The 25,248-nt window shown below is 63.5% G+C and carries 22 protein-coding genes; 7 read left to right on the plus strand and 15 right to left on the minus strand.

Going from position 1 to position 25,248, the window contains the following annotated elements:
* Positions 1-3: 3 nt before the first annotated feature.
* Genes RBH19_RS09985 through RBH19_RS10000 form a run of 4 tightly spaced genes read right to left on the minus strand, consistent with a single transcriptional unit; the run spans position 4 to position 2,762 of the window.
* A complete protein-coding gene (locus RBH19_RS09985; protein ID WP_306728702.1) occupies positions 4-546 on the minus strand; it encodes a pilus assembly protein PilP in 543 nt (180 codons plus the stop codon).
* Positions 547-548: 2 nt separating this feature from the next.
* Entirely contained in the window at positions 549-1,163 is a 615-nt protein-coding gene (locus RBH19_RS09990) for a type IV pilus inner membrane component PilO (protein WP_306728703.1), read from the minus strand.
* A 1-nt stretch (position 1,164) separates the two neighbouring features.
* Positions 1,165-1,728, minus strand: a complete 564-nt coding sequence (locus tag RBH19_RS09995; protein WP_306728704.1) for a PilN domain-containing protein — start codon at positions 1,726-1,728, stop codon at positions 1,165-1,167.
* The gene (locus RBH19_RS10000) at positions 1,728-2,762 is read right to left on the minus strand and encodes a pilus assembly protein PilM (protein ID WP_306728798.1); all 1,035 of its coding nucleotides are present in this window, start codon (positions 2,760-2,762) and stop codon (positions 1,728-1,730) included. Before RBH19_RS10000 ends, RBH19_RS09995 begins: the two co-directional genes overlap by 1 nt.
* Before the next feature lie 344 nt (positions 2,763-3,106).
* Between RBH19_RS10000 and RBH19_RS10005 the strand changes: the two genes are divergently transcribed.
* Both RBH19_RS10005 and RBH19_RS10010 read left to right on the plus strand, forming a co-directional pair.
* On the plus strand, positions 3,107-5,569 hold the full coding sequence (locus RBH19_RS10005) for a penicillin-binding protein 1A (protein ID WP_306728705.1): 2,463 nt from the start codon (positions 3,107-3,109) through the stop codon (positions 5,567-5,569).
* Positions 5,570-5,787: 218 nt separating this feature from the next.
* Positions 5,788-6,408 (plus strand): hypothetical protein, encoded by a 621-nt coding sequence (locus RBH19_RS10010; protein ID WP_306728706.1) that lies wholly within the window; start codon positions 5,788-5,790, stop codon positions 6,406-6,408.
* Positions 6,409-6,491: 83 nt separating this feature from the next.
* Here the strand turns inward: RBH19_RS10010 and RBH19_RS10015 are convergent, their stop codons facing one another.
* Together RBH19_RS10015 and RBH19_RS10020 are read right to left on the minus strand one after the other, a co-directional pair.
* Entirely contained in the window at positions 6,492-8,174 is a 1,683-nt protein-coding gene (locus RBH19_RS10015) for an AMP-binding protein (RefSeq protein ID WP_306728707.1), read from the minus strand.
* A gap of 217 nt (positions 8,175-8,391) precedes the next feature.
* Positions 8,392-9,324 carry a MerR family transcriptional regulator gene (locus tag RBH19_RS10020; RefSeq protein WP_306728708.1) on the minus strand — a complete coding sequence of 311 codons (933 nt, stop codon included), beginning with the start codon at positions 9,322-9,324 and terminating at the stop codon, positions 8,392-8,394.
* A 215-nt stretch (positions 9,325-9,539) separates the two neighbouring features.
* Between RBH19_RS10020 and RBH19_RS10025 the strand changes: the two genes are divergently transcribed.
* Entirely contained in the window at positions 9,540-10,223 is a 684-nt protein-coding gene (locus RBH19_RS10025) for an HAD family hydrolase (RefSeq protein WP_306728709.1), read from the plus strand.
* Positions 10,224-10,291: 68 nt separating this feature from the next.
* Here the strand turns inward: RBH19_RS10025 and RBH19_RS10030 are convergent, their stop codons facing one another.
* The 5 genes from RBH19_RS10030 to RBH19_RS10050 form a co-directional block, all read right to left on the minus strand.
* Entirely contained in the window at positions 10,292-11,632 is a 1,341-nt protein-coding gene (locus RBH19_RS10030) for an MFS transporter (protein ID WP_306728710.1), read from the minus strand.
* On the minus strand, positions 11,622-12,848 hold the full coding sequence (locus RBH19_RS10035) for an SAM-dependent methyltransferase (protein WP_306728711.1): 1,227 nt from the start codon (positions 12,846-12,848) through the stop codon (positions 11,622-11,624). The genes RBH19_RS10030 and RBH19_RS10035 overlap by 11 nt, the downstream gene beginning before the upstream one ends.
* Complete coding sequence (locus tag RBH19_RS10040; RefSeq protein WP_306728712.1) at positions 12,821-13,630, minus strand: DUF1365 domain-containing protein; 810 nt, start codon at positions 13,628-13,630, stop codon at positions 12,821-12,823. Before RBH19_RS10040 ends, RBH19_RS10035 begins: the two co-directional genes overlap by 28 nt.
* 3 nt (positions 13,631-13,633) lie before the next feature.
* Complete coding sequence (locus tag RBH19_RS10045) at positions 13,634-14,986, minus strand: NAD(P)/FAD-dependent oxidoreductase (protein WP_306728713.1); 1,353 nt, start codon at positions 14,984-14,986, stop codon at positions 13,634-13,636.
* 199 nt (positions 14,987-15,185) lie between these two features.
* On the minus strand, positions 15,186-15,818 hold the full coding sequence (locus RBH19_RS10050; protein WP_306728714.1) for an arylesterase: 633 nt from the start codon (positions 15,816-15,818) through the stop codon (positions 15,186-15,188).
* Between RBH19_RS10050 and RBH19_RS10055 the strand changes: the two genes are divergently transcribed.
* The 3 genes from RBH19_RS10055 (at position 15,796) to RBH19_RS10065 (ending at position 19,643) form a co-directional block, all read left to right on the plus strand.
* A complete protein-coding gene (locus RBH19_RS10055) occupies positions 15,796-16,491 on the plus strand; it encodes an ABC transporter ATP-binding protein (RefSeq protein ID WP_306728715.1) in 696 nt (231 codons plus the stop codon). The genes RBH19_RS10050 and RBH19_RS10055 overlap by 23 nt on opposite strands.
* Positions 16,488-18,995 carry an ABC transporter permease gene (locus tag RBH19_RS10060; RefSeq protein ID WP_306728716.1) on the plus strand — a complete coding sequence of 836 codons (2,508 nt, stop codon included), beginning with the start codon at positions 16,488-16,490 and terminating at the stop codon, positions 18,993-18,995. The genes RBH19_RS10055 and RBH19_RS10060 overlap by 4 nt, the downstream gene beginning before the upstream one ends.
* 129 nt (positions 18,996-19,124) lie before the next feature.
* Positions 19,125-19,643, plus strand: coding sequence for an NUDIX domain-containing protein (locus tag RBH19_RS10065; protein WP_306728717.1), 519 nt, complete (start codon positions 19,125-19,127; stop codon positions 19,641-19,643).
* Positions 19,644-19,670: 27 nt separating this feature from the next.
* Here RBH19_RS10065 and RBH19_RS10070 read toward each other — a convergent pair whose 3' ends face one another.
* Positions 19,671-21,104 (minus strand): cryptochrome/photolyase family protein, encoded by a 1,434-nt coding sequence (locus RBH19_RS10070; RefSeq protein ID WP_306728718.1) that lies wholly within the window; start codon positions 21,102-21,104, stop codon positions 19,671-19,673.
* A 507-nt stretch (positions 21,105-21,611) separates the two neighbouring features.
* On the opposite strand from RBH19_RS10070, the gene RBH19_RS10075 reads away from it, so the two are divergent.
* Entirely contained in the window at positions 21,612-22,214 is a 603-nt protein-coding gene (locus tag RBH19_RS10075) for a DUF502 domain-containing protein (RefSeq protein WP_306728719.1), read from the plus strand.
* A gap of 301 nt (positions 22,215-22,515) precedes the next feature.
* Here RBH19_RS10075 and RBH19_RS10080 read toward each other — a convergent pair whose 3' ends face one another.
* The 3 genes from RBH19_RS10080 to RBH19_RS10090 all read right to left on the minus strand — a co-directional run bounded on the left by RBH19_RS10080 (position 22,516) and on the right by RBH19_RS10090 (position 25,218).
* Positions 22,516-23,478 (minus strand): D-2-hydroxyacid dehydrogenase, encoded by a 963-nt coding sequence (locus tag RBH19_RS10080; RefSeq protein ID WP_306728720.1) that lies wholly within the window; start codon positions 23,476-23,478, stop codon positions 22,516-22,518.
* A 33-nt stretch (positions 23,479-23,511) separates the two neighbouring features.
* Entirely contained in the window at positions 23,512-24,591 is a 1,080-nt protein-coding gene (locus RBH19_RS10085) for an EAL domain-containing protein (RefSeq protein ID WP_306728721.1), read from the minus strand.
* Between the two features lie 150 nt (positions 24,592-24,741).
* Entirely contained in the window at positions 24,742-25,218 is a 477-nt protein-coding gene (locus RBH19_RS10090; protein ID WP_306728722.1) for a protease complex subunit PrcB family protein, read from the minus strand.
* Positions 25,219-25,248: the final 30 nt, after the last annotated feature.

The raw sequence follows: 25,248 nt of genomic DNA on the forward strand, positions 1-25,248 counted from the left end.
CCTTCAGTCCCTGAGGCTGAGACGCCGTTCACGCGCGTTCCAGCCACCGGTACCGTCGGGAACCAGCTCCGTCAAAGTGATATGGCTTTCGGTAATGGCGATGACCTCGCCGTGGTTCTGACCCAGGTAATTGCCGATGGTGACCCGGTGAACGGTGCCATCGGGGTCTCGCACGATGGCGAACAGGCGCCCGCCCATCTCCAGGACGCCCTGCATGCGAAGACCATCCAGCGGGAAACGTTCCAGGTATTCCTGACGCCGATCCATGTCCGGGCGTGGGCCTTCCCCCGTGGTGTCCACGGCATCAGGGCGAAGTCGATCATCCGGCTCGAAGGGGGAACGTTCACCCTGAACCGAATAGGTAAAACCCTCGTAGGGCTCGATTTGCGGGATCGGCTCAATCTGACCACCCGGTCGTTGATTGACTTCGGCAATGTAACGATCCAGGTCACTCATGTCCTGCTCACAGGCAGCCATGCCGAGGCCGAGAAGAACAACGGCAATGGCCAGGATTCGACGATCGGTGGATGGCATTGTTGTTTTCATGCTCACAGGCCTCCGTCGTCTTCACCAAGGTAGCGGTAGGTCTTGGCGATCATCTCCACCTCAAGCTCACCGCCGTCACGCGGACGGATACGGATATCATGCAGAGTGACAATACGGGGCAGCTTGGCCACATCATTGGCGAATTGTCCGAACTCGTGATACGTGCCGCGCAGCCGCAGGCGATAGGGCAACTCGGCATAGAAGTCCCGCTCCACCGGGGGGCGCGGTTCAAAGAGATCCGATTCCAGTCCGGATGCCGCGGCGGTTTCGGAAATATCAATCAGCAATGCCGGCACTTCTGCCTCACCCGGAAGCTGACGCAGCATGGTGCCGAAGGAGGCACGCATTTCGTCTAGCTGGTTCTTGTAGTCATCCAGGTTGGCGGCGCGCTCCTGACGTGATTCGAACTGGGTGCGCAGTTCTCTTTCCTGTCTTTCAAGGCGCTCCAGTCGCTCAAGCTGGTCCTGGATGTGGAAAAAATAACCACCGGCAACAACGCCGGCGACAATGATGGCGACCATGACCATGCGGCCCGCCACCGGCCACTCGGCCATGTCCGAGAAATCAATGTTGCGGAGATCGTTGATGTCGATCTCATTGAGTTTCCTGAGATCCATGTCAGCTGCTCTCCCCGCCTGGTGTGACCTGTCGTGCCCGAATGGTGAATTCGCGAATACGGGCCTGCCCGCCACGTTCCGCCCGGGATTCAATGCCCTGAAGATCCGGATCACCCAGCCAGGCGGCTCCATCGATGGCTCGCATGTAGGCCGCCACACGCGCCTGGGACTCGGCCACGCCGCGAATGGTCAGATTGGCGCCGCTCTGCGTGACTTCCCGCAGATAGACACCGGAGGGGAGGGTCTGCACCAGGTCATCGAAGAGACGCACGCCATTGGGGCGGCTCTTCTGCAACTCCTCGATGATGCGCATGCGCGCCAGCAGCCGCTCCTTGGTGTCCTGCAGGTCTTCAATCTCGGCGATCTTCTCTTCCAGCTGGCGGATTTCCGCCTGCAGACGGTTATTGCGCTGCTGCTGATGATCGATCCAGCCGCTGACCGTTGTATGGGCGTAGAAAAGCATCAGTCCGCCGAGGATGGCGGCGCCGGCCATCTGCACCCCGAATTCTTTTTGCCGCTGCTTGCGAGCTTCTTCGCGCCACGGCAGGAGGTTGATTCTTGGCATCAGTCAAAACTCCTGAGCGCCAGCCCGCAGGCAATCATCAAAGCAGGCGCATCCTTTTCCACGTTCTGGGCCCTGGCCCGGGATGACAACTTCATCTCGCCGAAGGGGTTGCCGATCACCGTGGGCACATCCAGGCGTTCCTGAATCATCTGATCCACGCCGGGAATGGCGGCACAGCCCCCGCAGACGATGACCTGATCCAGTTGCCCGCTGCCACTGCCCGAGGACAGGTAGAACTGCAGGGAACGATTGATCTGCTGGGCCATGTCATCCACGAAGGGCTCGAGAATCTCACTCTCGTAGTTACCGGGCAGCCCGCCCTCCTTCTTGGCCTTGCCGGCTTCCTCGAAGGACAGACCGTAGGCGCGCATGATCTCCTCGGTGAGCTGGCGGCCACCAAAGGCCTGATCACGGGTATAGGCCACCTTGCGATCGAACAGGATGCTGAAGGTGGTGGTGGTGGCGCCGAAGTCGACCACGGCAATGCTCTTGTCCAGGCCATTGTCCGGCATCTGATGGGTGAGCAGGCCGCAGGCGTTCTCCAGGGCATCGGATTCGATATCCACGACCTTGGCCTGGAGACCGGCCGCTTCCAGCACCGCCTGACGGTGTTCCACGTTCTCGCTGCGGGTGGCCGCGATCAGCACGTCCACCATCTCGGGATCGGATTCCGACGGGCCCTGCACCTCGAAGTCGTAGGAGACCTCTTCCAGGGGGAAGGGAATGTACTGATCCGCCTGCAGCTCCACCTGCTCCTCCAGCTCCTTGCCGCTGAGGCCGGCCGGGAGCGCGATCACCTTGGTGATCACCGAGGCGCCGCCAATGGCCACTGCCGCCAGCTTGGTGCGGGTGCCGGAGCGCTTCACCGCTGCCCGCACCGCGTCCCCGGTGGCGTCAATGTCCACGATCACCTTGTCGGAGATCGCGTTCTGAGGCATGGGCTCGGCCGCGTAGTGATCCACGCGGTATCCCGCCTTGGTCTGGCTCAGCTCGATCACCTTCACCGAGGAGGTGGAGATGTCGAGGCCGAGCATCGGCTTTGATCGTCGCTTCGAGAACACAGCGTTTTTCCTTTCTCAGACGGCAACTTGGCGGCAGAATATGGCCCAAAACATTAAGACATGCATTGAACTATATATCATCATGCCGTCAAATCAAATGCGGCTTATTAGCGGGCGCAAGGGGCGGGCGCGGCAACCACACCGCCCCGCGGGGAAGGACTTGCGAATGAGGGCCAGGGATATTGGGATTAATTTCATTAATTCTCAGTGACTTAGCCCGCGAAATGGGCACTTTTCGCCGGTCGGCGCTGTGCCCGAAGCCGCGACACACCTTATAATTGGACGATTGACGATTGGATAATCCCCCGGGGAATGGAATGCAGCGTTTTCTGAGAGTGCTCGGTTTCCTTCTGGCCACCGGCTTCACCCTGTTCGTGGTGGCGGTGGTCGTTGTGGTGGCGGCCTACCTTTACGTGGCGCCGGATCATCCGGACGTGGAGGTGCTGCGCGAAGTGGAGATGAAGGTGCCGATGCGGGTCTACAGCCGCGACGGTCGCCTGATGGCGGAGTTCGGTGAAGAGCGTCGCCGCCCCCTGGCCTACGAGGAATTTCCCGAACGCCTGCGTGAAGCCTTCATCGCGGCAGAGGATGACCGTTTCTATCAGCACCCCGGGGTGGATTATCAGGGCCTGATACGGGCCACGATCAACCTGATACGGACCCGGGAACGCACCCAGGGCGGTTCCACCATCACCATGCAGGTGGCACGCAATTTCTTCCTGACCCGGGACCGGACCTACATCCGCAAGATCAGCGAAATCTTCCTGGCGCTCAAGATCGAGCGGGAGTTGAGCAAGGAAGAAATCCTCAGCCTCTATCTCAACAAGATATTCCTGGGCCACCGTGCCTTCGGCGTGGCCGCGGCGGCCGAGGTCTATTACGGCAAGACGGTGGACGAGCTCAGCCTGGCGGAGATGGCCATGATCGCCGGCCTGCCCCAGGCACCGTCCCGCGCCAATCCCCTGAGTAACCCGGAACGGGCCGTGCAACGCCGGGGTTATGTGCTCGGTCGCATGCTGGAACGGGGCATCATCAGCCAGGAAGAATATGCCGAGGCCGTCATGGCACCGGTGACGGCCAGCCACCATGGCGCCGTTGTCGAGGCCTCCGCGCCATTTGTCAGCGAAATGGTGCGCCAGCACATGCTGGATGCCTACGGTGAAGACGCCTATACCGAAGGCTTTCGCGTCTACACCACCATCGACCCTGAGCGGCAGGATGCCGCGACGGCCGCCCTGCGACGGGGCCTGATGGCCTACGATCGCCGTCACGGCTGGCGTGGGGCCGTGGGTCAGGTGGCCATGCCGGAAAACCCCGACGACGATCGAGCCTGGGCATCCACGCTGGCCAGTTACTACCGCATCGGCGGCCTGGAACCCGTGGTGGTTGCGGCGGTGGACGAGGCCCATTTCGAGGCCGTCAACCGCATGGGTGAACGCCTGACGGTGGACTTCGACACCATGGAATGGGCACGGCCCTTCATCAATCGGGCCCGGGTCGGTGATCCGCCGGAGAAGCCTGCCGATGTGGTGATGATGGGCGATGTGGTGTTCCTCCAGAACCAGGGCGATCGCTGGGGCCTGGCCCAGGTGCCGGAAGTGGAGGGCACCGTGGTGGCACTGGACCCGCAGGATGGCGCCATCATTGCCCTGGCCGGCGGCTTCGATTTCCGCCACAGCCAGTTCAACCGCGCGGTGCAGGCCCTGCGGCAACCGGGCTCGGCCTTCAAGCCATTCATCTACTCCGCGGCCCTGGAGAACGGCTTCACGGCTGCCACGCTGATCAACGACGCGCCCGTGGTGTTCGAGGATGCAGCCCTGGAAGATGTCTGGCGCCCCACCAACTACACGGGCCGTTTCTTCGGCCCCACCCGCCTGAGAGAGGCACTGGTTCATTCACGCAACCTGGTGTCGGTGCGGGTTCTCCGCGACGTGGGTGTCTGGCCAACGGTGCGTCACCTTGAGCCCTTCGGCTTCGAGGATCACAGTCTGCCCCGTGATCTTTCCCTGGCCCTGGGATCCGGTGACCTGACCCCGCTGCAGCTCACGCAAGGCTATGCGGTGTTTGCCAATGGCGGTTACCGGGTTGATCCCTGGTTCATCGAGCGCATCGAAGACCGGCACGGCGAGGCCGTCTTCACGGCCCAGCCGGCCACCGTGTGTCCGGAATGTGAACAGCCCGAGCTGGCCAACGGCTACCTCACGGACATCACCGCGCCGAATGACGAGAACGATGCGGTGACCACGGCCTGGCACCCGGATCTGTTCGATGACGAGCTTTCTCCCTCGCAGCCATTGCGCCCGGCCGAGCGCGTCATCAATCCCCAGAACGCCTATCTCATGGACAGCATGCTTCGCGACGTCATCCGCCATGGAACCGGTCGGCATGCCATGCGGACGCTGGGCCGACGTGATCTTGCGGGCAAGACGGGCACGGCCAATGAATACCGCGACGCCTGGTTCAGTGGCTACAACCCCGACCTGGTGGCCACGGCCTGGATCGGTTTCGACCGTTCCCAGTCCCTGGGGCCAAGGGAAGGCGGTGCCGGCGCGGCGCTGCCCATCTGGACGGATTTCATGGGCCAGGCACTGAGTGGAATGCCGGAGCGAACACTGGAACAGCCCGCGGGCATGGTCAGTGTCCGCATCTCCCGAGAGTCCGGGCTCGTGGTTGGCGCCGATCATCCCAATGGCATGTTCGAGCTGTTTCGGGAAGGTGAGCTGCCGGAACGGGAAGAACGCAGCGACCAGGAAGACAGCGCCGCGGATGATCTTTTCTGAAAGGCGGCCACCCTTGGTCATTCAATGACGGGCCATGCAATGAACGCAGCCCCCTGCTTCCCAAGGAGGAACAGGGGGCTTGTTTTTTTTCGCATCAAGGGCGACCCTGTTTCCAGGGAATTCAGGGAAGCTCTGATCCATACCTCACCGCCTGCCGGTGCCGATACCGGCCGGCGCTGGGGCATCCCGCCAGGTCCATGCTGTCCCGGAGGAATGCCATGGCCAGATCACTCAGCCCCAAACGCAGTGAGCAACTCCGCTCCCGTCTTGCCCAGGAAGCCGCCCGGATACTGGCCGAGGAAGGGGTCCGTGATTACCTCGTAGCGAAACGCAAGGCGGCCGATCGCCTGGGCCTGGGTGGCTCGCAGCAACGGGGCCTGATCCCCAACAACGTCGAGATCGAATCGGCTCTCACGGAGTACCTTCGGCTGTTCCAGGGTGAAGAGCAGGAAGAGCACCTGCGGGAAATGCGGCAGGCGGCCGCCGAAGCAATGAAACTGCTCAAGCCCTTTTCACCCAGGCTGGTGGGTGGCGTACTTGACGGCAACGCTACCCTGCACAGTGATATCGGTATCCACGTCTTCGCCGACATGCCCGAAGCGGTCTACATGCATCTGATGGACAAAGGCATTCCGGTGGACATCGATGAACGCCGACTGCGCCGCGCCAATGGCAATCACGCCGATTATCCTGTCTACCGATTCATTGCCGGCGACGTGGGCATCGACATCACCGTCTTCGGCATTCATGAGCGCGGTCACGCCCCCAAGAGCCCGGTGGATGGGAAACCCATGCGACGGGGGACACTGGCGGATCTGGAAGCGTTGCTGGCGACGTGAGGTTTAGTCGTAGTCGTAGTCGTAATCGGCTTTTTCCAGCGCTGGAAAAGGCCGATTACGATTACGATTGATTGTTGCGGGCTTCAGCCCTCATTTGCATCCGGGTCATCCTCGCGCAGTTTGCGGCGGAGGATCTTGCCCACATTGGTCTTGGGCAGTTCTTCGGCGAAGGCCACTTTCTTGGGGACCTTGTAGCCGGTGAGCTGCTCGCGACAGTGCTCGATGATCTTCTCCTCGGTCAGGCTTTCGTCCTTTCTGACCACCCAGAGCTTGACCACTTCACCGGACTTCTCATCCGGGATGCCGATGGCTGCCACTTCCAGCACACCATCAATGCCCGAGGCGACCTCTTCGATTTCATTGGGGTAAACATTGAAGCCGGAGACGTTGATCATGTCCTTCTTGCGATCAACGATGTAGACGAAACCCTTTTCATCCATCTTCGCCACGTCACCGGTCTTGAAGAAGCCGTCCTCGGTGAAGGTCTTCTTCGTCTCCTCCGGCTGGTTCAGATACTCCTTCATCACCTGGGGCCCACGCACGGCCAACTCACCGGATTCACCCTGGGGCAGAACGTTGCCTTCATCGTCGAGAATGATGACCTCGGTATTGGGAATCGGCAGGCCGATACTGCCCGTGAAATCCTTGATATTGAGCGGGTTGATGGTCACCGCCGGTGACGTTTCGGTGAGACCGTAGGCCTCCAGCATGGGTGCGCCGGTTACTTCCTCCCAGCGTTCGGCTACCACCCGCTGCACCGCCATGCCGCCGCCAAGGGCCATCTTGAGCCTGCTGAAATCCACGGACTTGAAATCCGGGTGATTGAGCAGGGCATTGAACAGGGTGTTCACACCGGTGATGGCCGTGAAGCCGGACTTGCGAATGGTCTTGATGAAGGTGGGGATATCCCGGGGATTGGTAATCAGGAGGTTCTTGCCACCGGTGCGCATGAACACCATGCAGTTCGCCGTCAGGGAAAAGATGTGATAAAGGGGTAGTGCCGTGACCACGATCTCGCGGCCTTCCTCAATCTCATCACCCAGCCAGGCGGCTGCCTGCTGCATGTTGGCCACCATGTTTCCATGGGTGAGCACGGCCCCCTTGGCCAGGCCCGTGGTGCCTCCCGTGTACTGCAGGAAGGCCGTATCGTCCCGGCTCAGGGTGACATCTTCCAGTGTCTGCCACTTGCCTTCCGAAATTGCCCGCTCGAAGGTCTGTGCCGACGGGATGTCCCATTCCGGCACCATCTTCTTGATGTGCCTGACCACGAAATTGACGATCATGGACTTGGGAAAGCCCAGCATGTCACCCAGGCGGGTGGTCAGCACGGAGCGCACTTCCGTCTCGTCGATGACGCTCTGCAAGGTCTTGCAGAAGTTCTCCACGATGACGATGGCCTTGGCGCCGGAATCCTTCAGCTGGTGCTTGAGCTCGCGCTCGGTGTAAAGCGGATTGACGTTCACCACGGTCAGGCCAGCGCGCAGAATACCGAACAGGGCCACCGGGTATTGCAGGCAGTTGGGCATCATGATGGCAACCGGGTCGCCCTTCTGCAGGCCAAGTACCTTCTGCAGATAGGCCGCGAAGTAGCGGCTGCGCTGATCCAGTTCCGCATAGGTGATGACGGTGCCCATGTTCTCGAAAGCCGGGAGGTCCCGGTACTTTCTGACACTCTCTTCGAAGATTTCCTTGATCGACTGATAGGCCTCCACATCAGCCTCAGCCGGCACACCTTCGGGGTACTGATCAAGCCAGATTTTGTCCACCACAGCGGTCTCCTAGCATTCAGACGCCGGACTCCCGGCATCCGCCCGATCCGGGGGAGCGGGATGGGGATTTTTCACGGCCTCGGGCCGGAACCAGTGAGCCGATTGCGGGTTCCAGGCAGCGGGATACCGTCCAAGGCGTGATTGACCTGCCAACATATAGCATTGCGGCGAGGGGCCGGGCAAGGATTTGCCGGCCCCGGTGGGGGTGGGGCCTTCAAGTCCTGCGGCGGGAAGCGATCGGCCGGGGCTTGTGGGCATCCAGGTGCTCGGCCAGCTTGCGCAGCCCGGCGTCAACGTCATCGCCCAGCATGATGGCACCCATGGCGCGGATTTCCTCGGCCACCTGGGCGGGGCCCACACCGCCAACGAAAACCGGCACCCTGGCGGCCGACACCACCTCGGGCAGGCGATCCTGCAGGGTTCGGGCGGAGGGCTTGACCGAGCCTGACAGCACGATGGCGTCGGCACGCGCCTGGGTCACGGCCTGGGGCAGTTCCTCCAGCGGCATGTTCGCCCCCAGCAGCACGATGTCGAAGCCACGGCTGCTGGCGGCCAGGGCCACCAGGAGCAGGCCGATCTCGTGATACTCATCCGGCAGACAGGCCATCAGAAGGCGGGCACCCCGCACCTGCTTGGGGCGATGATGGAAACGGGCACCCAGCTTGTTGCGAAGATAACAGCCAAAGAAATGCTCCTCGGCCACGCTGCCTTCCCCATTCTCCCATCGATCACCGAGATCCCTGAGCAGGGGCACGATCATCTGGCGGGTCACCAGGCTGACCGGATAGAGCGCCAAAACCTCGTTGTAGGTTTCTTCCAGGCCAGACTCATCGAAGCGGGTGATGGCCAGCAGCATGCGCTTGCGGTAGACCTCCCAGTTGTCGTCGGGGCCCTGGGTATCGTCTTCGATTACCTCGTTCTCGAGGGCATTGCGCACCTGGCCGATGGACATGCCCCGCTCCAGCAGGGTCAGCACGCGATGGATCATTTCGATGTCGTCGCGGCTGTATAGCCGGTGCCCCTTTGGTGTGCGCTTCGGCCGGATCAGCCCATAGCGTCGCTCCCAGGCCCGAAGGGTGACGGGATTGACCCCGGTGATCTGGGATACGGTGCGGATGGGAACCAATTCATTGCGGACACTGACCATGGCGATTTCTGCCCCCTGGGGCCACCCTTGCGGCGGCTCTGGTGGAAAATTGCATCTTTATTATACATTCCCGATACATCGGGAGGTGCTTTCAGCTGACCTTTGATCCGGATTCCGGCCCTTTGAGGGATTCAGGCGGCCTTCATTTATAATACCGCCCCGCATTTCGCTCCCTGGGGCCGCCGGGCCCACAGGCAGCCCGTCAACGGATTGTCATGTCACTCATACGCGCCATCACCTTCGATCTCGACGACACGCTCTGGCCGGTGGCGCCCGTCATTGATTCAGCGGACATGGCGGTTCACCGCTGGTTCCGAGAGAACGCCCCGGCCGTGGCACGGCGTTTCCATGTGGACGATCTGCGTCGGCTGCGCGTCGACACCGGTCTGGCTCACCCGGAGTTGGCCCACGATCTCAGCCGTCTGCGCCGGCTCTCCCTCCAGCGGGCCTGCCGGGAGGCCGGCGTGGACGAGGCTCTGGCCGAGCCGGCCTTCCAGGCCTTCTTCTCGCATCGTCAGCGAGTCACTCTGTTCCCGGGTGCGCGATCGACCCTTGAGTCCTTGTCCAGTCGCTACCCCCTGGCCGCCCTGAGCAACGGCAATGCGGACATCAGCCGGACCGGGCTGGACGGCGTCTTCCGTTTCTCCCTCTCCGCCATCGAGGTGGGGGCAGCGAAACCCGATCCACGCATGTTCGAGGAAGCCGCGCGGCGTCTCGAGCTCCGTCCCGCAGAGATAATGCATGTGGGTGATGACCCGCTCAGGGATGTGGCCGGTGCTCTGGAGGCCGGGTGCCGGGCGGTTCTGCTTGACCGCAGCGGCCGCTACGCCCGCTTCGTCGAAGCGCCCGTGATCCGCTCGATCGAGGAGCTGCTCGACCAGCAGGCGCTGATGGAATGATTCCTGTGCCGGCAGCGAGGTGGCGGTCAGGCCGGCGAACAGGGCAAGAATGATCGGGAATCGGGCGTTCATGCGGCACCTCCCAGCTGACGCTGATGTTCCGCGATGGTGGTCTGCAGGCGGGCCTGTCGCTGCTGATCGAGCGGGAACCGCCAGACCAGGGGAATGACGGCCAGCTTGGCGGCAACCGGGGCGGCGCCGTACAGCAGGGACAGGGTCAGCAGGCTACCCTGGGCGTTCTGTCCGCCGGATTCGAATCCGGCCAGGTCAAGAACGGGGAAGGCGATCCCCACGGCCAGTGCCCAGGCAAACTTGGTTGCCATGTTCCAGAGCCCGAAGTAGAGGCCGGCCCGTCCACCGCCACCCCGCGCACTGTCCTCATCCACCACGTCAGCCTGCATGGAGGCCGGAATGGCCTGATCCACGCCAAGACTGAAACCGGTGAGAATGGTAATCAGCAGGAACCAGTGGAAATCCCCCTCTCCGAGCAGCGGCACGAAGGCGAAGATGAGGGCGGCCCAGGCCATGGAGACGGCCCAGATACGGTGCTTGCCGAAACGTCGGGAGGCCCTGAGCCAAAAGGGCAATGCCACCACGGCCGAGAGGAAATAGACAATCAGCAGCAGACCAATCCGGTCGCCGGCACCGAGCACTTCCGTGGCAAAGAGAATGAAAAGGCTGGCCGGCAGGGCGTTGGCCATTCCGTTGACCAGATAGGCCAGCAACAACCGCCGGAAGGGACGATTTTCCGCGAGCAGGCGCAGGCCCTCCCCCCAGGGCACCAGCTTCCTCGCCGGGCGTGGCGGCTCCTGCACCCGCCACAACAGGATCAGCAATGCCAATGGCAGCAGCATCACCATGGCCGCCGCCAGGACCCGCAGGGCATCTCCCCGGGCCGCACCCATCTCTTCCATGGCCCCGGGGACGATGACCGCCGCCAGGGTACCCACCACCACGAAGCCCTCCCGGAAGACCGTGATGCGGGATCGCTGATGGTAGTCCCCCGACAGCTCGGCCCCCATGGCCACGTAGGGCAGCTGGATCATGGTCCAGCCCAGATAGGCCACCAGGGACCACAGCAGCAAATGGGATGCGCCCGCCCCGGACGGGGGCACCATCAACAACCAGACACCCAGCATGAACAACGGTGCACCGGCCACCATCCAGGGCTTGCGGCGGCCCCAGCGGCTGCCGCGATAGTCGGTGAGACTGCCCACCAGTGGGTCGGTGACCACGTCCCAGATGCGCGCAATCAGCAGCACCAGCCCCACGACCCCGAGAGGGAGACCCAGTGACTCGTGATAGAAGGCCGGCAGGAAGATATACAGGGGCAGGCCAACCGCGGCCAGAGGCAGACCGGGCAAACCATAGGCCAGCAGACGGCCGCTGCCTGGACGATCAGTCTGCATCGTCGTGTCCGAGAACGGTCTGCAGGAGGTTGATGCGGCCGCTCTGGAAGCCGGCCTCGCAATAGGCCAGATAGTATTCCCACATGCGCTGGAAGCGGGCATCGAACCCCTGTGCCCGAATGTCGGCTTCCACGGACCGGAAGCGGCGTGCCCAGGCGTTCAGGGTGCAGGCGTAGTCCAGGCCGTGGAACTCGCTTTTGAGCGCCTTGAGGCCGGCCCGCTGATACTGCTCGTCCAGGGCCGAGGGTGAGGGCAATACGCCGCCCGGAAAGATGTAGCGGCGGATGAAGTCGATGTCCCGTCGGTAGCGTTCGAAGTAGCGGTCATCAATGGTGATGACCTGGAGAACGGCGCGACCGCCCGGCCGCAGGCGTCGGCGCAGGGTGTCGAAATAGACCGGCCAGTAGGCCTCGCCCACGGCCTCGAACATTTCGATGGACACGATGTGATCGAATTGCTCTTCGATGTCGCGGTAGTCCTGGAAGCGAAAGGAAACCCGATCTTCCACGCCGGCGTCCCGTGCCCGTTGCCGTGCCAGGGCAAGCTGCTCACGGGACACGGTGACCCCCGTCACCCGACAGCCCAGGGTCTGGGCGGCACGAATGGCGAAGCCGCCCCAGCCGCAACCGATTTCCAGAATGTGATCGCCGGGCAGGGCCCCGGTCATGGCCAGCAGGTGATCGTATTTGGCCAGCTGGGCCTGCTCCAGATCCTGCACGTCTTCCTCGAAGCGGGCAGAGGAGTAGGTCATGCTGGGATCGAGCCAGAGGCGGTAGAAGTCATTGCCCAGGTCATAGTGATGGGCAATGTTGCGCTGACTGCCGATGCGGTTGTTGCGGCGCACGAAGCGCTGATGCAGCGCCTGCAACCAGCGCAGCAGGGCACGGCCCCGTTCCAGTGACTCGAAATGATCGAGGTTGCGATCCAGACAGGCCAGCAGACTGCCGAGGTCAGGTGTACTCCACTCACCCGCCATGTAGGCCTCGGCAAAGCCCAGGTCTCCCCGGGACAGCAGACGGCGAAACAGATGGCGATCGTTGATCTGCAACACCCCCGTCGGCCCCGATTCCGGCCCCGAAAACAGGCGACCGCCCTGCCCGGGCAGATGAATTTCCAGGGCACCGTACTGGATGCGACGGGCGGCGCGAAACAGCAGCGTCTCGGCCAGACCGGGGCGGCCGGTGCGCTTCAGTGAGAGGGGTCGTTCTGCGGACATGTGACCGTCGCCTCCTTCGTCGGGGGAGCAGGCTTGCGATGAAAGGGCACACCCCTCAGCCACAGCTTGAGGGCATGCCAGTGAATCAGGGTGATGATGCGGATGCCCAGGGGCGGCAGGCGCAGGGCCAGGCGAAGCAGCGTGCGGTCACTGAGTTCGCGACGCCGGCCCGACCAGGTGGCCAGCATGTGGGGCTGGCCGCCGTCCACCGGAGGGACGCCACCAAAGAACTCTTCCACCCGCACCAGCAGCTGCTCATCGGGCTCGCGCAGGCGAAAGCAGTAACGGGCATCGGGACCGATGAAGGGGGATACGTGGAAGGCCTTGTCCGCCCACCAGGCCCGTGGCCAGTTCACCTGACCGTCGCTTACGGGAATCAGGTAATGGTGTTTTTCACCGAAGGTATTGCGCACTTCGAGAATGACCGCCATGAGCTCGCCATCACGGCGATGGCAGTACCACGCGGAGAGGGGATTGAAACCGTAGCCCAGCACCCGGGGGAAACACAGGATGCGCATGGAACCGCCGTCCGGTACCAGGCCGGACTGGCGCAGCAGGCCTTCGGCCCACTGGCGCAGATCGCTACCGTCGCGGGGGCCGAAATCCCGGTCATGGAAGCTGACCAGATTGAAGCGGTTGCGGGAAAACAGGCGCAGACGGCCGGCGAGCTCGTCCAGCTCGTCGATGTCCAGCAGCAGACTGAAGACGCGATAGCGGAAACGATAGAACCGCGGCGTCTGCCGCCGATGCATCACCTGGCAATCGTAAGTGGCTGACCGCATCAATCAGCCCTCCTCCATGAGCGCCTCAACGGCTGGCGCAGGGGGCGCCAGCCGCCGGCGGGAATCAGCGACCCCCTGCTGCCAGGGGGCGTGCACACCCATGGCATTACAGACGTTCACGGCCGAGCGCAGCCCGTCCTCGTGAAAACCATAGGCCGTCCATGCACCACAGAACCATAGTCCACGTTGGCCCTGAATGGCAGGCAGATGTTCCTGGGCGCGCAGGGCCGACAGATCGAAAACCGGATGCTCATAATCCACGCAATGCCAGGTGACCGCGGGATCGGGTCGCTGCGCCGGATTCAGAGTGACGAAATAGTTCCGCTCCGAGGCCAGCGGTTGCAGACGGTTCATCCAGTAGGACACCGCCACCCGGCTATCCTCCCGGGTTCTGCGATCCGCCAGGTAGTTCCAGGAGGCCCACACTCGGCGACGTCGTGGCATCAGGCGGGAATCGCTGTGCAACCAGGCACGGTTGGCCTGGAAGCGGAAGGCGGAGAGCACGCGGCGCTCCTGTTCGTCGGCATCCTCGAGCAGAGCCAGGGACTGATCCGCGTGGCTCGCCAGCACCACCTGCTCGTATTCCGCCTCGTGGCCGTTGCTGTCCCGAACCAGGACGCCGGCGGGCGTGCGCCGAATGCCCTCCACGCCGATGCCGGCGATGGCGCGGTCACCCAGCGGCTCGATCAGACGCCGGACATACTCCCGGCCGCCCCCCGTGACCGTTCGCCACTGGGGCCGTTCGTTGACCTGAAGCAGGCCGTGGTTGCGGAAGAAGCGCAGGAAACTGATGGCCGGAAAATCCAGGATTCTGGCCATGGGCGCCGACCAGATCGCGGCCGCCATGGGCAGCAGATAGCGCTCACTCAGTTCCATTCCGAAACCATGGTGATGGAGAAACTGGCCCAGTGTGAGGGCTTGCTCACCGCCACCCCGCTTCCCGGCCTGCTGATCGAGCCAGTCGATGGCTCGCTGATTGAATTTCAGGATGTCGGCCAGCATTCGCCAGTGGCTGGGGCGGAACAGGTTGGCGGGCTGGGCGAACAGCTTGAGCAAGTTGTCACCGGCGTACTCGATCTCACCCTCGCCCAGGGAGGCGGCGAAGGACATGTCGCTTTCCGCCGAGGCCACGCCGAGGTGACGGAACAGGGACGACAGATGCGGGTAATTGAGGTCATTGAATACGATGAAACCGGTATCCACCGGCACATGGCGATCGCCCTCGCGGACCGTCACCGTATTGGTGTGGCCCCCGAAACGAGTCGCGGATTCATACAGCACCACCTCGTGCTCGGCCGACAACAACCAGGCCGCACCCAGACCGGAGATTCCCGAACCCACCACCGCAATACGCATTCCGGACCTTCCCTTCGATAAAAATTGGCTGCCTGCTGGCAGTCCGTGTACAGGAAGTATAATCTTTGTATAGGTAAAGTCCAGAAAAGTTTTACGCCAGGCAGGGTGGAAGTGTGCAGGGGCCGACAGCCGGGCACACTGGCACACCGGCGGCTGACACGCCGTCAGCCGCCGGTCGACAGAGGAGGAAGAAATGGGTTCAGTTGGTTTCGAGAAGGCCTTCGATGGCGGGCCAGAGATTGTCCAGGATCAGGGGCTGCGCTTCCGCCGTGGGGTGGATGCCGTCCGCCTGCATGAGGTTTTCCCGCTCGGCGACCCCTTCGAGAATGCGGGGCACCAGGACCACGCCCGTGTCCGCGGCGACGGTCCGGTACATGTCGGCGAAGGCCTCGGTAAAGCGGCGACCGTAATTGGGCGGCATGCGCACCCCCACCAGCAGCACCCGGGCCCCGGCGGCCTGGCTGGCGGCAATCATCTGGCGCAGGTTGGCGGCGGTTTCCTCCACCGGCAGCCCCCGCAGGCCGTCGTTGCCACCGAGCTGGATGATGACGAGGGAGGGCTCATGACGCTCGAGGGCGGCCGCAATGCGTGCGCGTCCGCTGCGGGTGGTGTCGCCGCTGATGGCGGCATTGACCACGCCACGGGATTCACCGCGCTCGTCCAGGCGGGCCTCCAGCAGATTGACCCAGCCCTGGGCACGGTCAAAGCCGTAATCGGCGCTGAGGCTGTCGCCAATCACCAGAATGGGCCCGGGACTGGTATCTTGCTCAGCCTGAACGCTGAGCGCACAAAGCAGCAGGAGCAGGCAGATGAATGAGGCAGCACGTAACACGGCGATACTCCGGGCGGATCATGTTTCCCGGGAGGTTAGCAGCCCGGGTGGAACACTGACCATTGTTGACGACATCAGCCTGGCCGTCGATGCGGGCGACAGCCTGGCCATCGTGGGCGCCTCCGGATCCGGCAAGAGCACCCTGCTCGGCCTGCTGGCGGGCCTCGATCTGCCCACCCGTGGCTCCATCCACATCGGCGACGCCGAACTCACCACCCTCGACGAGGACGGCCGGGCCTCGGTGCGCGCACGCCAGGTGGGCTTCGTGTTCCAGGCCTTCCATCTCATCCCCGGCCTGACGGCACTGGAGAACGTGATGCTGCCGCTGGAACTGGGCAATCGCGGCCAGGCCCGGGAGCGCGCCCGCCGAGCCCTTGCGCGGGTCGGTCTCAGTGCCCGGGAAGCCCATTACCCGCGACAGCTCTCCGGCGGTGAGCAGCAACGGGTAGCCATCGCCCGCGCCTTCGCCACCGGCCCCGCCCTGCTGTTTGCAGACGAGCCCACCGGCAATCTGGACAATCGAACCGGGGAAAAGATTCGCGATCTGCTGTTCAGCATGAATGAAGAGGACGGCACGACGCTGGTGCTGGTCACCCACGACGAACGCCTGGCCGAACGCTGCCATCGCCGTATTGCCCTGGACGATGGTCGCCTGCAGGAGGCGGCGGCGTGAGCGGGTCCGGAGACTTTCGCCCCGGCCTGGCCCTGCGCTGGCTCGCCCGGGAATGGCGGGCCGGTGAACTGCTGGTACTGGCCACCGCCCTGGTGATTGCCGTGACCGCCATCAGCGCGGTGGGTTTTTTCACCGACCGGGTCAGTGCCGCCATGGAACGTCGGGCCGCGGAAGTACTGGCGGCGGACAGTCTGCTGCGCTCCCGCGATCCGCTGCCGCCCCATTTTCGCGAGGAAGCCGAACGGCGTGGACTGAACACCGCCGAGGTGGCCACCCTGCCCACGGTGGTGGCCAGCGATACCGGTACCCAGCTGGTGGATCTGCGTGCCGTGGAAGCGGCCTACCCCCTGCGCGGGGAGCTGCGCATCAGTGAACAGGCCTTCGGTCCCGGCCAGGTGACCCGGGATCGGGTCGAGCCCGGCACGGTGTGGGCGGATGCCCGTCTGCTGGCCAGTCTGGATCTGTCACCGGGGGAGTCGCTGGAGATCGGTGAACGGACGTTCGAGGTGCGCCGCATACTCGCCGACCTGCCGGACCAGGGCATCGGCTTTGCCGATGTGGCACCGGCGGTGCTGATGGCAAAAAGCGATCTCGACAGCACCGGACTGCTGCGGCCCGGCAGCCGCATCAGCTGGCGCCTGCTGGTGGCGGGTGAACGGGGCCCGCTGCGTGAATGGCAGCACTGGGCAGGGGAACGCCTGGAAAGTGGCCAGCGCCTGCAGGATGTCTCGGAAAGCCGGCAGGAGATCGGTGCCGCCATTGATCGCGCCGAACGCTTCCTCGGACTGGCCGCCCTGGTGAGCGTCATGGTGGCGGCGGTGGCGGTCGCCCTGTCCGCACGGGAGTGGGCGCGTCGACGCCTGGATGCCGTCGCCATCATGAAAACCCTGGGCAGCCGGCAGGGACAGGTGCTGGGGCTGCTGCTGACCCAGATGCTGGTGCTGGGCCTGCTGGCCGCCACGGCCGGCGTGGTCCTGGGCTGGCTGGCCCAATGGGGCCTGGTGGCCACCCTGGGCAATCTCCTGGGCGAGTCACTGCCCGCCGCCGAACCGGGGGCCGCCGTGGCCATGGGCCTGGGCACGGCCCTGATCCTGATGCTGGGCTTTGCCCTGCCGCCCCTGATGCGCCTGCGCCGCACCCCGCCCGCGCGTGTGCTGCGACGGGAGCTGGCACCACCGGCGCCCAGTGCCTGGCTGATCTATGGCACCGCCATCACCGCCATTGCCGCACTGATCATGAGCCAGGCCCGCGATCCCATGCTGTCGGCCGCGGTGTTGATCGGGGGCGGCGCCACCCTGCTCCTGCTGATGGCCGGCGGCCTGGTGCTGATTGCCGGCCTGCGCCGTGTCGGCGGCCACATGGGCTCGGCCTGGCGCCAGGGCCTGGGCAATCTGGTCCGCTACCCTGGCCGCAGCCTGGCCATGATGACCGCCTTCGGGCTGGGCCTGATGGTGCTGGCCCTGCTCACCACCGTGCGTGGCGATCTGCTGGACGGCTGGCGGGCCACGGTGCCGGATGACGCTCCCAATCATTTCCTGATCAACATTCAGCCGGACGAACGCGAGGGGGTGGCGGAGATCCTCGAGGACATCGGTGTCCCCTCCACCCGTTTCGATGCCCTGGTACGTGGCCGCCTGATCGCCATCAATGACCGGGATGCGGACGGCATCGACTTCCCCTCGGAGCGGGGCAGCCGCTTCGTGCAGCGGGACGCCAACCTGAGCTGGGCCAGCGAACCGCAGGCGGACAACCGGGTGGTAGCCGGCCAGTGGTGGAACGAGGAACAGCACGACCAGGCCCTGGTCTCGCTGGAAGAGGAGATCGCCGAGGCCCTGGGCGTGGGCATCGGTGATCGCCTTCGCTACCGTATTGGTGGCGAGGAGATCGAGCTCACCGTCAGCAATCTGCGCAGCGTGCGCTGGGATTCCTTCAACACCAATTTCTTCGTGCTGGTGCCCCCGGACCTGCTGGACGAATTCTCCGCCACCTGGATTACCAGCGTGTACGTTCCTGCCGAGGCCCGCCCGGAACTGCGCCATCTGGTGCGGGCCTACCCCAGCGTGACGGTGATTGATGTGGACAGCATCCTGCAACAGGTGCGGGACATCATCGACCGGGCTTCCCTGGCGGTGGAATACGTTTTCCTGTTCACACTGCTGGCGGGCCTCACCGTGCTGTTTGCCGCGGTTCAGGCCTCGCGGGATCAGCGCCGTTTCGAGAGTGCCCTCGTGCGCGCCCTGGGTGGCCGCCGGCGCCATGTCCTGGCCACCGTGGCCACGGAATTCGGTGTTGCCGGGGCCCTCGCTGGCCTGCTGGCGGGTGTTGGCGCCAGCGTGGCGGGCTGGCAGCTGGCCGTGCGCGTGTTCGAGCTGGAATACCAGCCGGCCCTGACCCTGGTTCCCGGGAGCATGCTGGTGGGCATGCTGCTGCTGATGTCGGCCGGCTGGGTGGCAACCCGGCGTGTGGTGACGCGCTCGCCCATGCTGGTGCTGCGGGAAGAATGAAGAACGGGGATAAAACCGCCGGCAAACTTGTCCACAATGTCATGAACCTGCGGTCCTTGCGTTCGCATCGCCTTGCGTGCCCGGGAAGCGCATTCCCTGCCCGTTCGCGAGGATGAAACGGCTATACTGATGGACATGAGCATCAAGGGTGACCCTCTTTCCGCTGGCGTCGTGGTGATTCGAGAGACCACCGAGGGTCGCCGCTATCTGCTATTGCGGGCCTGGAACCACTGGGACTTTCCCAAGGGCAAGGTGGAGGACGGGGAAAGCCCCAAGCAGGCGGCCCTGCGTGAAGTGGAAGAAGAGACCACCATAACGGAGCTGGACTTCCACTGGGGCGAGCGTTTTCGCGAAACCGGGCCCTACAACCGCGGCAAGATCGCCCGCTATTACCTGGCCCGGACACGCACGCGGCAGGTGGAACTGCCGGTCAACCCTGAACTGGGGCGGCCGGAACATGCCGAGTACCGCTGGGTCACCCTGGAAGAAGCCTGGGAGCTGACCTCACCCCGGGTGAGGCAGATTCTGCGCTGGGTGGCTCGTGAGACGGGCGACCGCCTGCCCCGCTCGGCACGGCGCGGCCCGGGGCAGCGCACACGCCGCCGACGCCGACCGGAAGCCCAGACCGAAGGGGACGACCGGAACTGACCGCCCGATCCTGAGCCAGGCTGCTCTTCAGCGCAGCTGCTTCGCCGCCGCCAGGGCGGCCGCGCGACTCTCCCGATAATCAACCACCGGCCGCGGATAATCCTTCCCCAGCCGGACACCCGCTGCCTGCAACAGTGACGCCTCCGCCTCATGGGGGGCGTGCAGTGCCTTGTCCGGAAGCCTGGCCAGCTCGGGCAGCCAGCGGCGGATATACGCCCCGTCGCCATCGAAACGCCGGGACTGGGTGAAGGGATTGAAGATACGGAAATAGGGCGCGGCATCGGCACCGCAGCCCGCCGACCACTGCCAGCCCATGGTGTTGTTGGCCAGATCCGCATCCACCAAGGTGTCCCAGAACCAGCGGGCACCCGCCAGCCAGGGGGCACGGATGTTCTTCACCAGCAGGGAAGCAGCGACCATCCTCACCCGATTGTGCATAAAGCCGCTGTGCCACAACTCCCGCATGCCGGCATCCACGATGGGATAACCGGTCTCGCCCCGCTGCCAGGCACGCAGCAGCGGCTGGTGATCCTCCCGCCAGGGGAAATCGGCCCAGCGCTCGTATAGCGGTGCCTCGGGCGTGTGCGGAAACTCGAACAGGACGTGATGGGCGAATTCTCGCCAGACCAGCTCGCGAAGCCAGGCTTCGCCACCCTGAGTCAGGGCCGCCTGGGCCGCCAGGCGTTCACTGACCCGTTGCCAGGCCTGAAAGGGGCTGAGTTCGCCGTGATGGAGATGGGGCGAGAGTCGCGAAATGCCATCCACGGCGGGCCGGTCGCGGTCTTCGTGATAGCTCGACAGGCCGCGATCCAGAAAACGGGTGAGTGCCGCCTCGGCACCGGCCTCTCCCGGCTGCCAGCAGGACGCCAGCCTGGGATACCAGCGAACGGCGGGCAACAACCCCAGGGCCTGGAGGGACTCGCTGCGGGGCCAATTCGTGGCCGGCCGCAGGGTTCCGGGTTTGCGTCGAGGTGAACGCGGCGAACCCCGCTTGCCGAAGGCCCGCCAGAAGGGCGTGAACACCCGATAGGGCTCACCCTTGCCAGTACGCATCGCCCAGGGCTCCACCAGCAGGGCCGCCTGAAAGCTGCGCGCCTCATGCCCCTCTGCCCGCAACCACTGTTTGATAGACCGGTCTCGTTCCACCAGGGCGGGTTCGTACAGACGATTCCAGTACACGCCCTCGGCACCCGTCTCCGCGAGCAGATCCGCCAGCACTTCTCGGGTGGAGCCACGGCGCAGAATGAGCCGGCTGCCGGATTCGGCAAGCCGGTCCGCCAGCGAGGCCAGGCTCTCGTGCTGCCACCAGCGCGCGGCCTCGCCCGGCGCCCATTGCCCCTCTTCCTCCGGAGCATGGATAAAGACCGGAATCACCGTCTCCGCCACATCCACCGCGGCGCGCAGCGCGGGATTGTCGCTCAGGCGCAGATCGCGGCGAAACCAGAGGATGAGGGTTTTCATGGGGACGACGGAGCCTCAATTGTCGGGGCTTCTATCCTAATCGTTGTCGTTGTCGTTATACGTCTCATCCATGAGACTTACCCCTCCCTGCGGTCGGGGCCTCGCGCAGAGCGCGAGTTCAAATACGTTCCCTACGCATTTGTGTCGTTGTCGTTGTCGTTGTCGTTGTCGTTGTCGTTGTCGTTGTCGTTGTCGTTGTCGTTGTCGTTGTCGGCATTATGAAATCAGCGACGAACTCCGAGCAACGAGCCGCGAGCCAAAAGACGAAAAACCCTCAGCCTGTCGGTTTTCTCGTAATCGCAATCGTAGTCGTAATCGTAATCGGGTTTTCCCAGGTAAGGCAAAAAGAAAAAAGCCAAAAGCCGATTACGATTACGACAACGACAACGACAACGACAACGACAACGACAACGACAACGACAACGACAACGACAACGAGCATAACGGAGTTGCGTTTTGGTGGGTATAGTGGGGGGATGCAAGGCACTTTTAACCAAGGAGCCGATCATGCGGAAAATCGGGAAAGTCTTTCTCACGGGGCTGGCGACCCTGCTGCCCGCTGTCGTGACCCTGTGGTTGGCGATCTGGCTGGTGGTGAGCGCGGAAAGCGGGCTGGGCAGCCTGGTTCGGCTGGTGCTGCCGGATGAATACTACATTCCCGGTACCGGCGTGGTACTGGCTGTCGGTCTTGTCTTCGGTGTCGGGCTGCTGACCCAGACCGCGCCCATACGGCGCCTGTTCGGTCTCGGCGGCGCCATCATGGATCGTATCCCTCTGGTGAAGACGGTCTATGGCGCCTTTCGTGACCTGGTCCAGTTCATCACCGGCGACAAGAAGGATCGTTTCAACAAGGTGGTGATGGTTCGCCCCACGAAGGATCCGGAGGTTGAACTGCTCGGCTTCGTCACCCGCGAGGATTTCAGCGGCCTGCCGGAAGGCATTGGCGGCGAGGACCGCATTGCCGTTTACATGCCCATGAGTTACCAGGTGGGTGGTTATACCCTGTTCATTCCCCGCGACCGCATCCGCGCCGTGGATATTTCAATGGAGGACGCCATGCGCATGGCGTTGACGGCGGGAATGTCGGTGAAACGCGACGACATTGGTTGAAGAACCTGCTGTTTGCGAGTGTTGTTTTTCTCGTAGTCGTAATCGTAGTCGTAGTCGTAATCGGCCTTTTCAGGCCCCGATAATGCCGATTACGATTACGACTACGACTACGACTACGATTAGGAAGAACACCGGCGTGCCAGACTGGTGGATTGTCATCGCGGATGAATCCGCTCCCACGGTGCCATTCCCGAGCCCCGGGTTTTGCTCCTTGCTCCTTGCTCCTTGCTCCTTGCTCCTTGCTCCTTGCTCCTTGCTCCTTGCTCCTTGCTCCTTGCTCCTTAATCTTTGCTCCTGCCCTTCAAACCACCCGATTGCGCTTTTCCCCCTCCAGGAACGCGCGCACATTCATTGCCATTTCATCCAACGCTCGCTGGCGAGCTTCGACGGCGCCCCAGGCGATGTGGGGGGTAAGAATGAGGTTGGGGATGTCATCGGCGAGCAGGGGGTTGCCGTCCACCGGGGGTTCCTGGCTCAGCACATCCACGCCGGCACCGGCAATCTCGCCCTGGCGCAGGGCATCGGCCAGGGCCTGTTCATCCACCACGGCACCGCGGGCGGTGTTGATGAGCAAGGCGTGAGCCGGCATGCGCCGGAGCGCGTCCGCGTCAATCAGATTGCGGGTATGCTCGGTGAGCGGACAATGCAGGCTGAGGATATCGGACTGCTCAAGCACGGCCGCCAGGGGGAGCCGGCCTTCCCGCAACGGCCCCTCATGACCGGGGCGTTCGGCCACCAGCACTTCCATGCCGAAGGCTTCCGCCAGCCGCACGACGCCGCGCCCCAGTTCACCGTAACCGATGATGCCCAGGCTACGACCGGCCAGCTCATGAATGGGGTAATCCAGCATGGTGAAATGGGGGGAGCGTTCCCAGTCGCCTTCCCGCATGCGCTGACGATAGGCATCCAGGTGCTGATTGAGGGCAAGAATCAGGGTGAACACATGCTGGGCCACCGAGCGGGTGCAATAGGCCGTGATATTGCAGACGGCAATCCCGCGCTCTTTCGCCGCTTCCACATCCACGTTGTCAAAGCCGGTTGCCGCAAGACAGATCAGCTTGAGCTTCGGGGCGCTGTCCATGACGGCAGCACTCACCTTCACCTTGTTGGTCAGCAGCACCTCGGCATCGGTCAGGCGCCCGGGGATCTCCTCCGGGGCACTGACCGGCCAGGTCACGAACGCATCAAGGACGGCGTCCAGCTCCGTGGTGTGAAGATCGCCCTCGTGGCAGACGGTATCGAAATCGAGAAAAACACCCTTCAAGTGACTGCTCCTTGATCAATTCCTGTCAATGAATCATTCGGGGATGCGGGCCGTTGGTGGCGGGGCGTCCGGCTTGCAGAGCAGGAAACCCTGCACGTAATCAATACCCTGATCGGCCAGGTAATCCCATTCCGGCCTTGTCTCCACGCCCTCGGCCACGGTACGCACACCAAGATCCCTGGCCATCTCCGCCAGCTTGGAGAAGACTTTCTGCTTGTAGGGGTTGGCATCAATCTCCCGAATGAGTTCCCGATCGAACTTCACGTAGTCGGGCCGCAGTGAGGACAGCAGGTTGAGGGAGGCATAGCCGGCACCCAGATCATCCAGGGCGACACCGAAACCGGCACGGCGATAGAAGTTCATGATGTCGAGCAGGTGCTTGCTGTCTTCCACCTGGTCGCTTTCAATGACTTCGAAGACCAGACGATCCGGCGCAATGCCGGCATCCTGGGTGGCGCGCACGGTGGTCTGAAGACAGAAGGCGGGATCGTAGATGGCCGTGGGATTGAAATTGATGAAGATGCGGGACGAAAGGCCATGTCTGACCGCGTCCCGGATCGCCGTCAGTCGGGCCGCCCTGTCGAGGTGAAAGAGCAGGTCGGCACGACGGGCGGCCGAGAAGATATCGAAGGGCGGGATCACCCTTCCCTGCTCATCCTGTCCGCGCAGCAGGCATTCGTGGGCATGCACCTCGTGAGGAGAGGCCATGGTGACGATGGGATGAAAATGGGCGAAGAGCCGATCCTGTTCCATCAGCTCCACCAGCCATCGGCTTTCTGCACGGCTGGTGAGTCGCTCCAGTGGTCCCGACTGCATGAGTCCGGCCATGGTCAGCTCCTCACCCTGATTGAGAAACAGGGCATTGGACTGAGCCCGTTCGGGCTCGCTCAGGCGATTGAGAAGGGCGGCGAGCAGCTTGTCCAGATGACCGTCGGACAGTTCCACACCGACGATACCCGTCATCTCCTCGTGACAGGGCATGGACAGGGCGCGTGCGGCGTCGGTGATTTTCCTGCGGGTGTGGGGAACGGCCGGTGCGATGTGCAGGGTACCGGCTGACTGCGGGGGCATGGACACCACTTCGCAGCCCTGACAGCGATTCGGCTGTGACATACCTGGCAAGTCTCCTTGGGAACCTCTGATCCCTTCGCGGTGAACGCGGGCCGCCAGCAGCGGGAAGGGAGCTGGGATCTCGTCAAGCAGGCACGGTCACGAACCGGGCGCTGCCTTCCATGTTGTCTTTCCACCCGGATGCAGGGGTGGTCAGCAGTCCACCTCACGCTGTTCCACGTCGAACTCCACCGGCCCGTCCACTCGCGGCAGGCTGATGAGCTGCCAGGGCTGGGTGAAGGCCTGGGTGGTCATGCAGTTGGGCCCCGGCGCCGTCATGCGAACATGGACACGAAAGCCCTCTCCCTCGCGTACCACTTCCTGGACACGCACCTGATAGCCGCCGGTGCGTCGCTCTCCCATGAAAATGGCCAGCACCATCTCCGACTCCAGATCGACCGCCGGACGTTCACGACCATGGCGAACCTCGGACCAAATCCGGTCCAGTGCCTGCTGATCCCGAACCACGGTCATGCGCTCGGCCTTTACATCACTGCTGTTGCCCTGGGCCAGCTGACTGAATTCAATATTGCCATTCACATTGTCCTCCTCGGTGGCGTTGTTGCCGGCACAAGCCGTCATCAACACCGTCATGCCAATCCAGGCGATCATGGTTACTGCACGCATCATCCCGTCCCCTCTTGGTTCAACCGTCGTTTC

The sequence above is a fragment of the Natronospira bacteriovora genome (genome assembly GCF_030848495.1).
Lineage (GTDB): Bacteria > Pseudomonadota > Gammaproteobacteria > Natronospirales > Natronospiraceae > Natronospira > Natronospira bacteriovora.

Coding starts and splice junctions, on each gene's coding strand:
- RBH19_RS09990 (WP_306728703.1), bottom strand. CDS start 1,163: ATGGATCTCAGGAAACTCAATGAGATCGACATCAACGATCTCCGCAAC.
- RBH19_RS09995 (WP_306728704.1), bottom strand. CDS start 1,728: ATGCCAAGAATCAACCTCCTGCCGTGGCGCGAAGAAGCTCGCAAGCAG.
- RBH19_RS10030 (WP_306728710.1), bottom strand. CDS start 11,632: ATGCAGACTGATCGTCCAGGCAGCGGCCGTCTGCTGGCCTATGGTTTG.
- RBH19_RS10010 (WP_306728706.1), top strand. CDS start 5,788: ATGGCCAGATCACTCAGCCCCAAACGCAGTGAGCAACTCCGCTCCCGT.
- RBH19_RS10085 (WP_306728721.1), bottom strand. CDS start 24,591: ATGTCACAGCCGAATCGCTGTCAGGGCTGCGAAGTGGTGTCCATGCCC.
- RBH19_RS10075 (WP_306728719.1), top strand. CDS start 21,612: ATGCGGAAAATCGGGAAAGTCTTTCTCACGGGGCTGGCGACCCTGCTG.
- RBH19_RS10055 (WP_306728715.1), top strand. CDS start 15,796: ATGAATGAGGCAGCACGTAACACGGCGATACTCCGGGCGGATCATGTT.
- RBH19_RS10070 (WP_306728718.1), bottom strand. CDS start 21,104: ATGAAAACCCTCATCCTCTGGTTTCGCCGCGATCTGCGCCTGAGCGAC.
- RBH19_RS10020 (WP_306728708.1), bottom strand. CDS start 9,324: ATGGTCAGTGTCCGCAATGAATTGGTTCCCATCCGCACCGTATCCCAG.
- RBH19_RS10005 (WP_306728705.1), top strand. CDS start 3,107: ATGCAGCGTTTTCTGAGAGTGCTCGGTTTCCTTCTGGCCACCGGCTTC.
- RBH19_RS10090 (WP_306728722.1), bottom strand. CDS start 25,218: ATGATGCGTGCAGTAACCATGATCGCCTGGATTGGCATGACGGTGTTG.
- RBH19_RS10025 (WP_306728709.1), top strand. CDS start 9,540: ATGTCACTCATACGCGCCATCACCTTCGATCTCGACGACACGCTCTGG.
- RBH19_RS10065 (WP_306728717.1), top strand. CDS start 19,125: ATGGACATGAGCATCAAGGGTGACCCTCTTTCCGCTGGCGTCGTGGTG.
- RBH19_RS10035 (WP_306728711.1), bottom strand. CDS start 12,848: ATGTCCGCAGAACGACCCCTCTCACTGAAGCGCACCGGCCGCCCCGGT.
- RBH19_RS10040 (WP_306728712.1), bottom strand. CDS start 13,630: ATGCGGTCAGCCACTTACGATTGCCAGGTGATGCATCGGCGGCAGACG.
- RBH19_RS10000 (WP_306728798.1), bottom strand. CDS start 2,762: ATGCTCGGCCTCGACATCTCCACCTCCTCGGTGAAGGTGATCGAGCTG.
- RBH19_RS10045 (WP_306728713.1), bottom strand. CDS start 14,986: ATGCGTATTGCGGTGGTGGGTTCGGGAATCTCCGGTCTGGGTGCGGCC.
- RBH19_RS09985 (WP_306728702.1), bottom strand. CDS start 546: ATGAAAACAACAATGCCATCCACCGATCGTCGAATCCTGGCCATTGCC.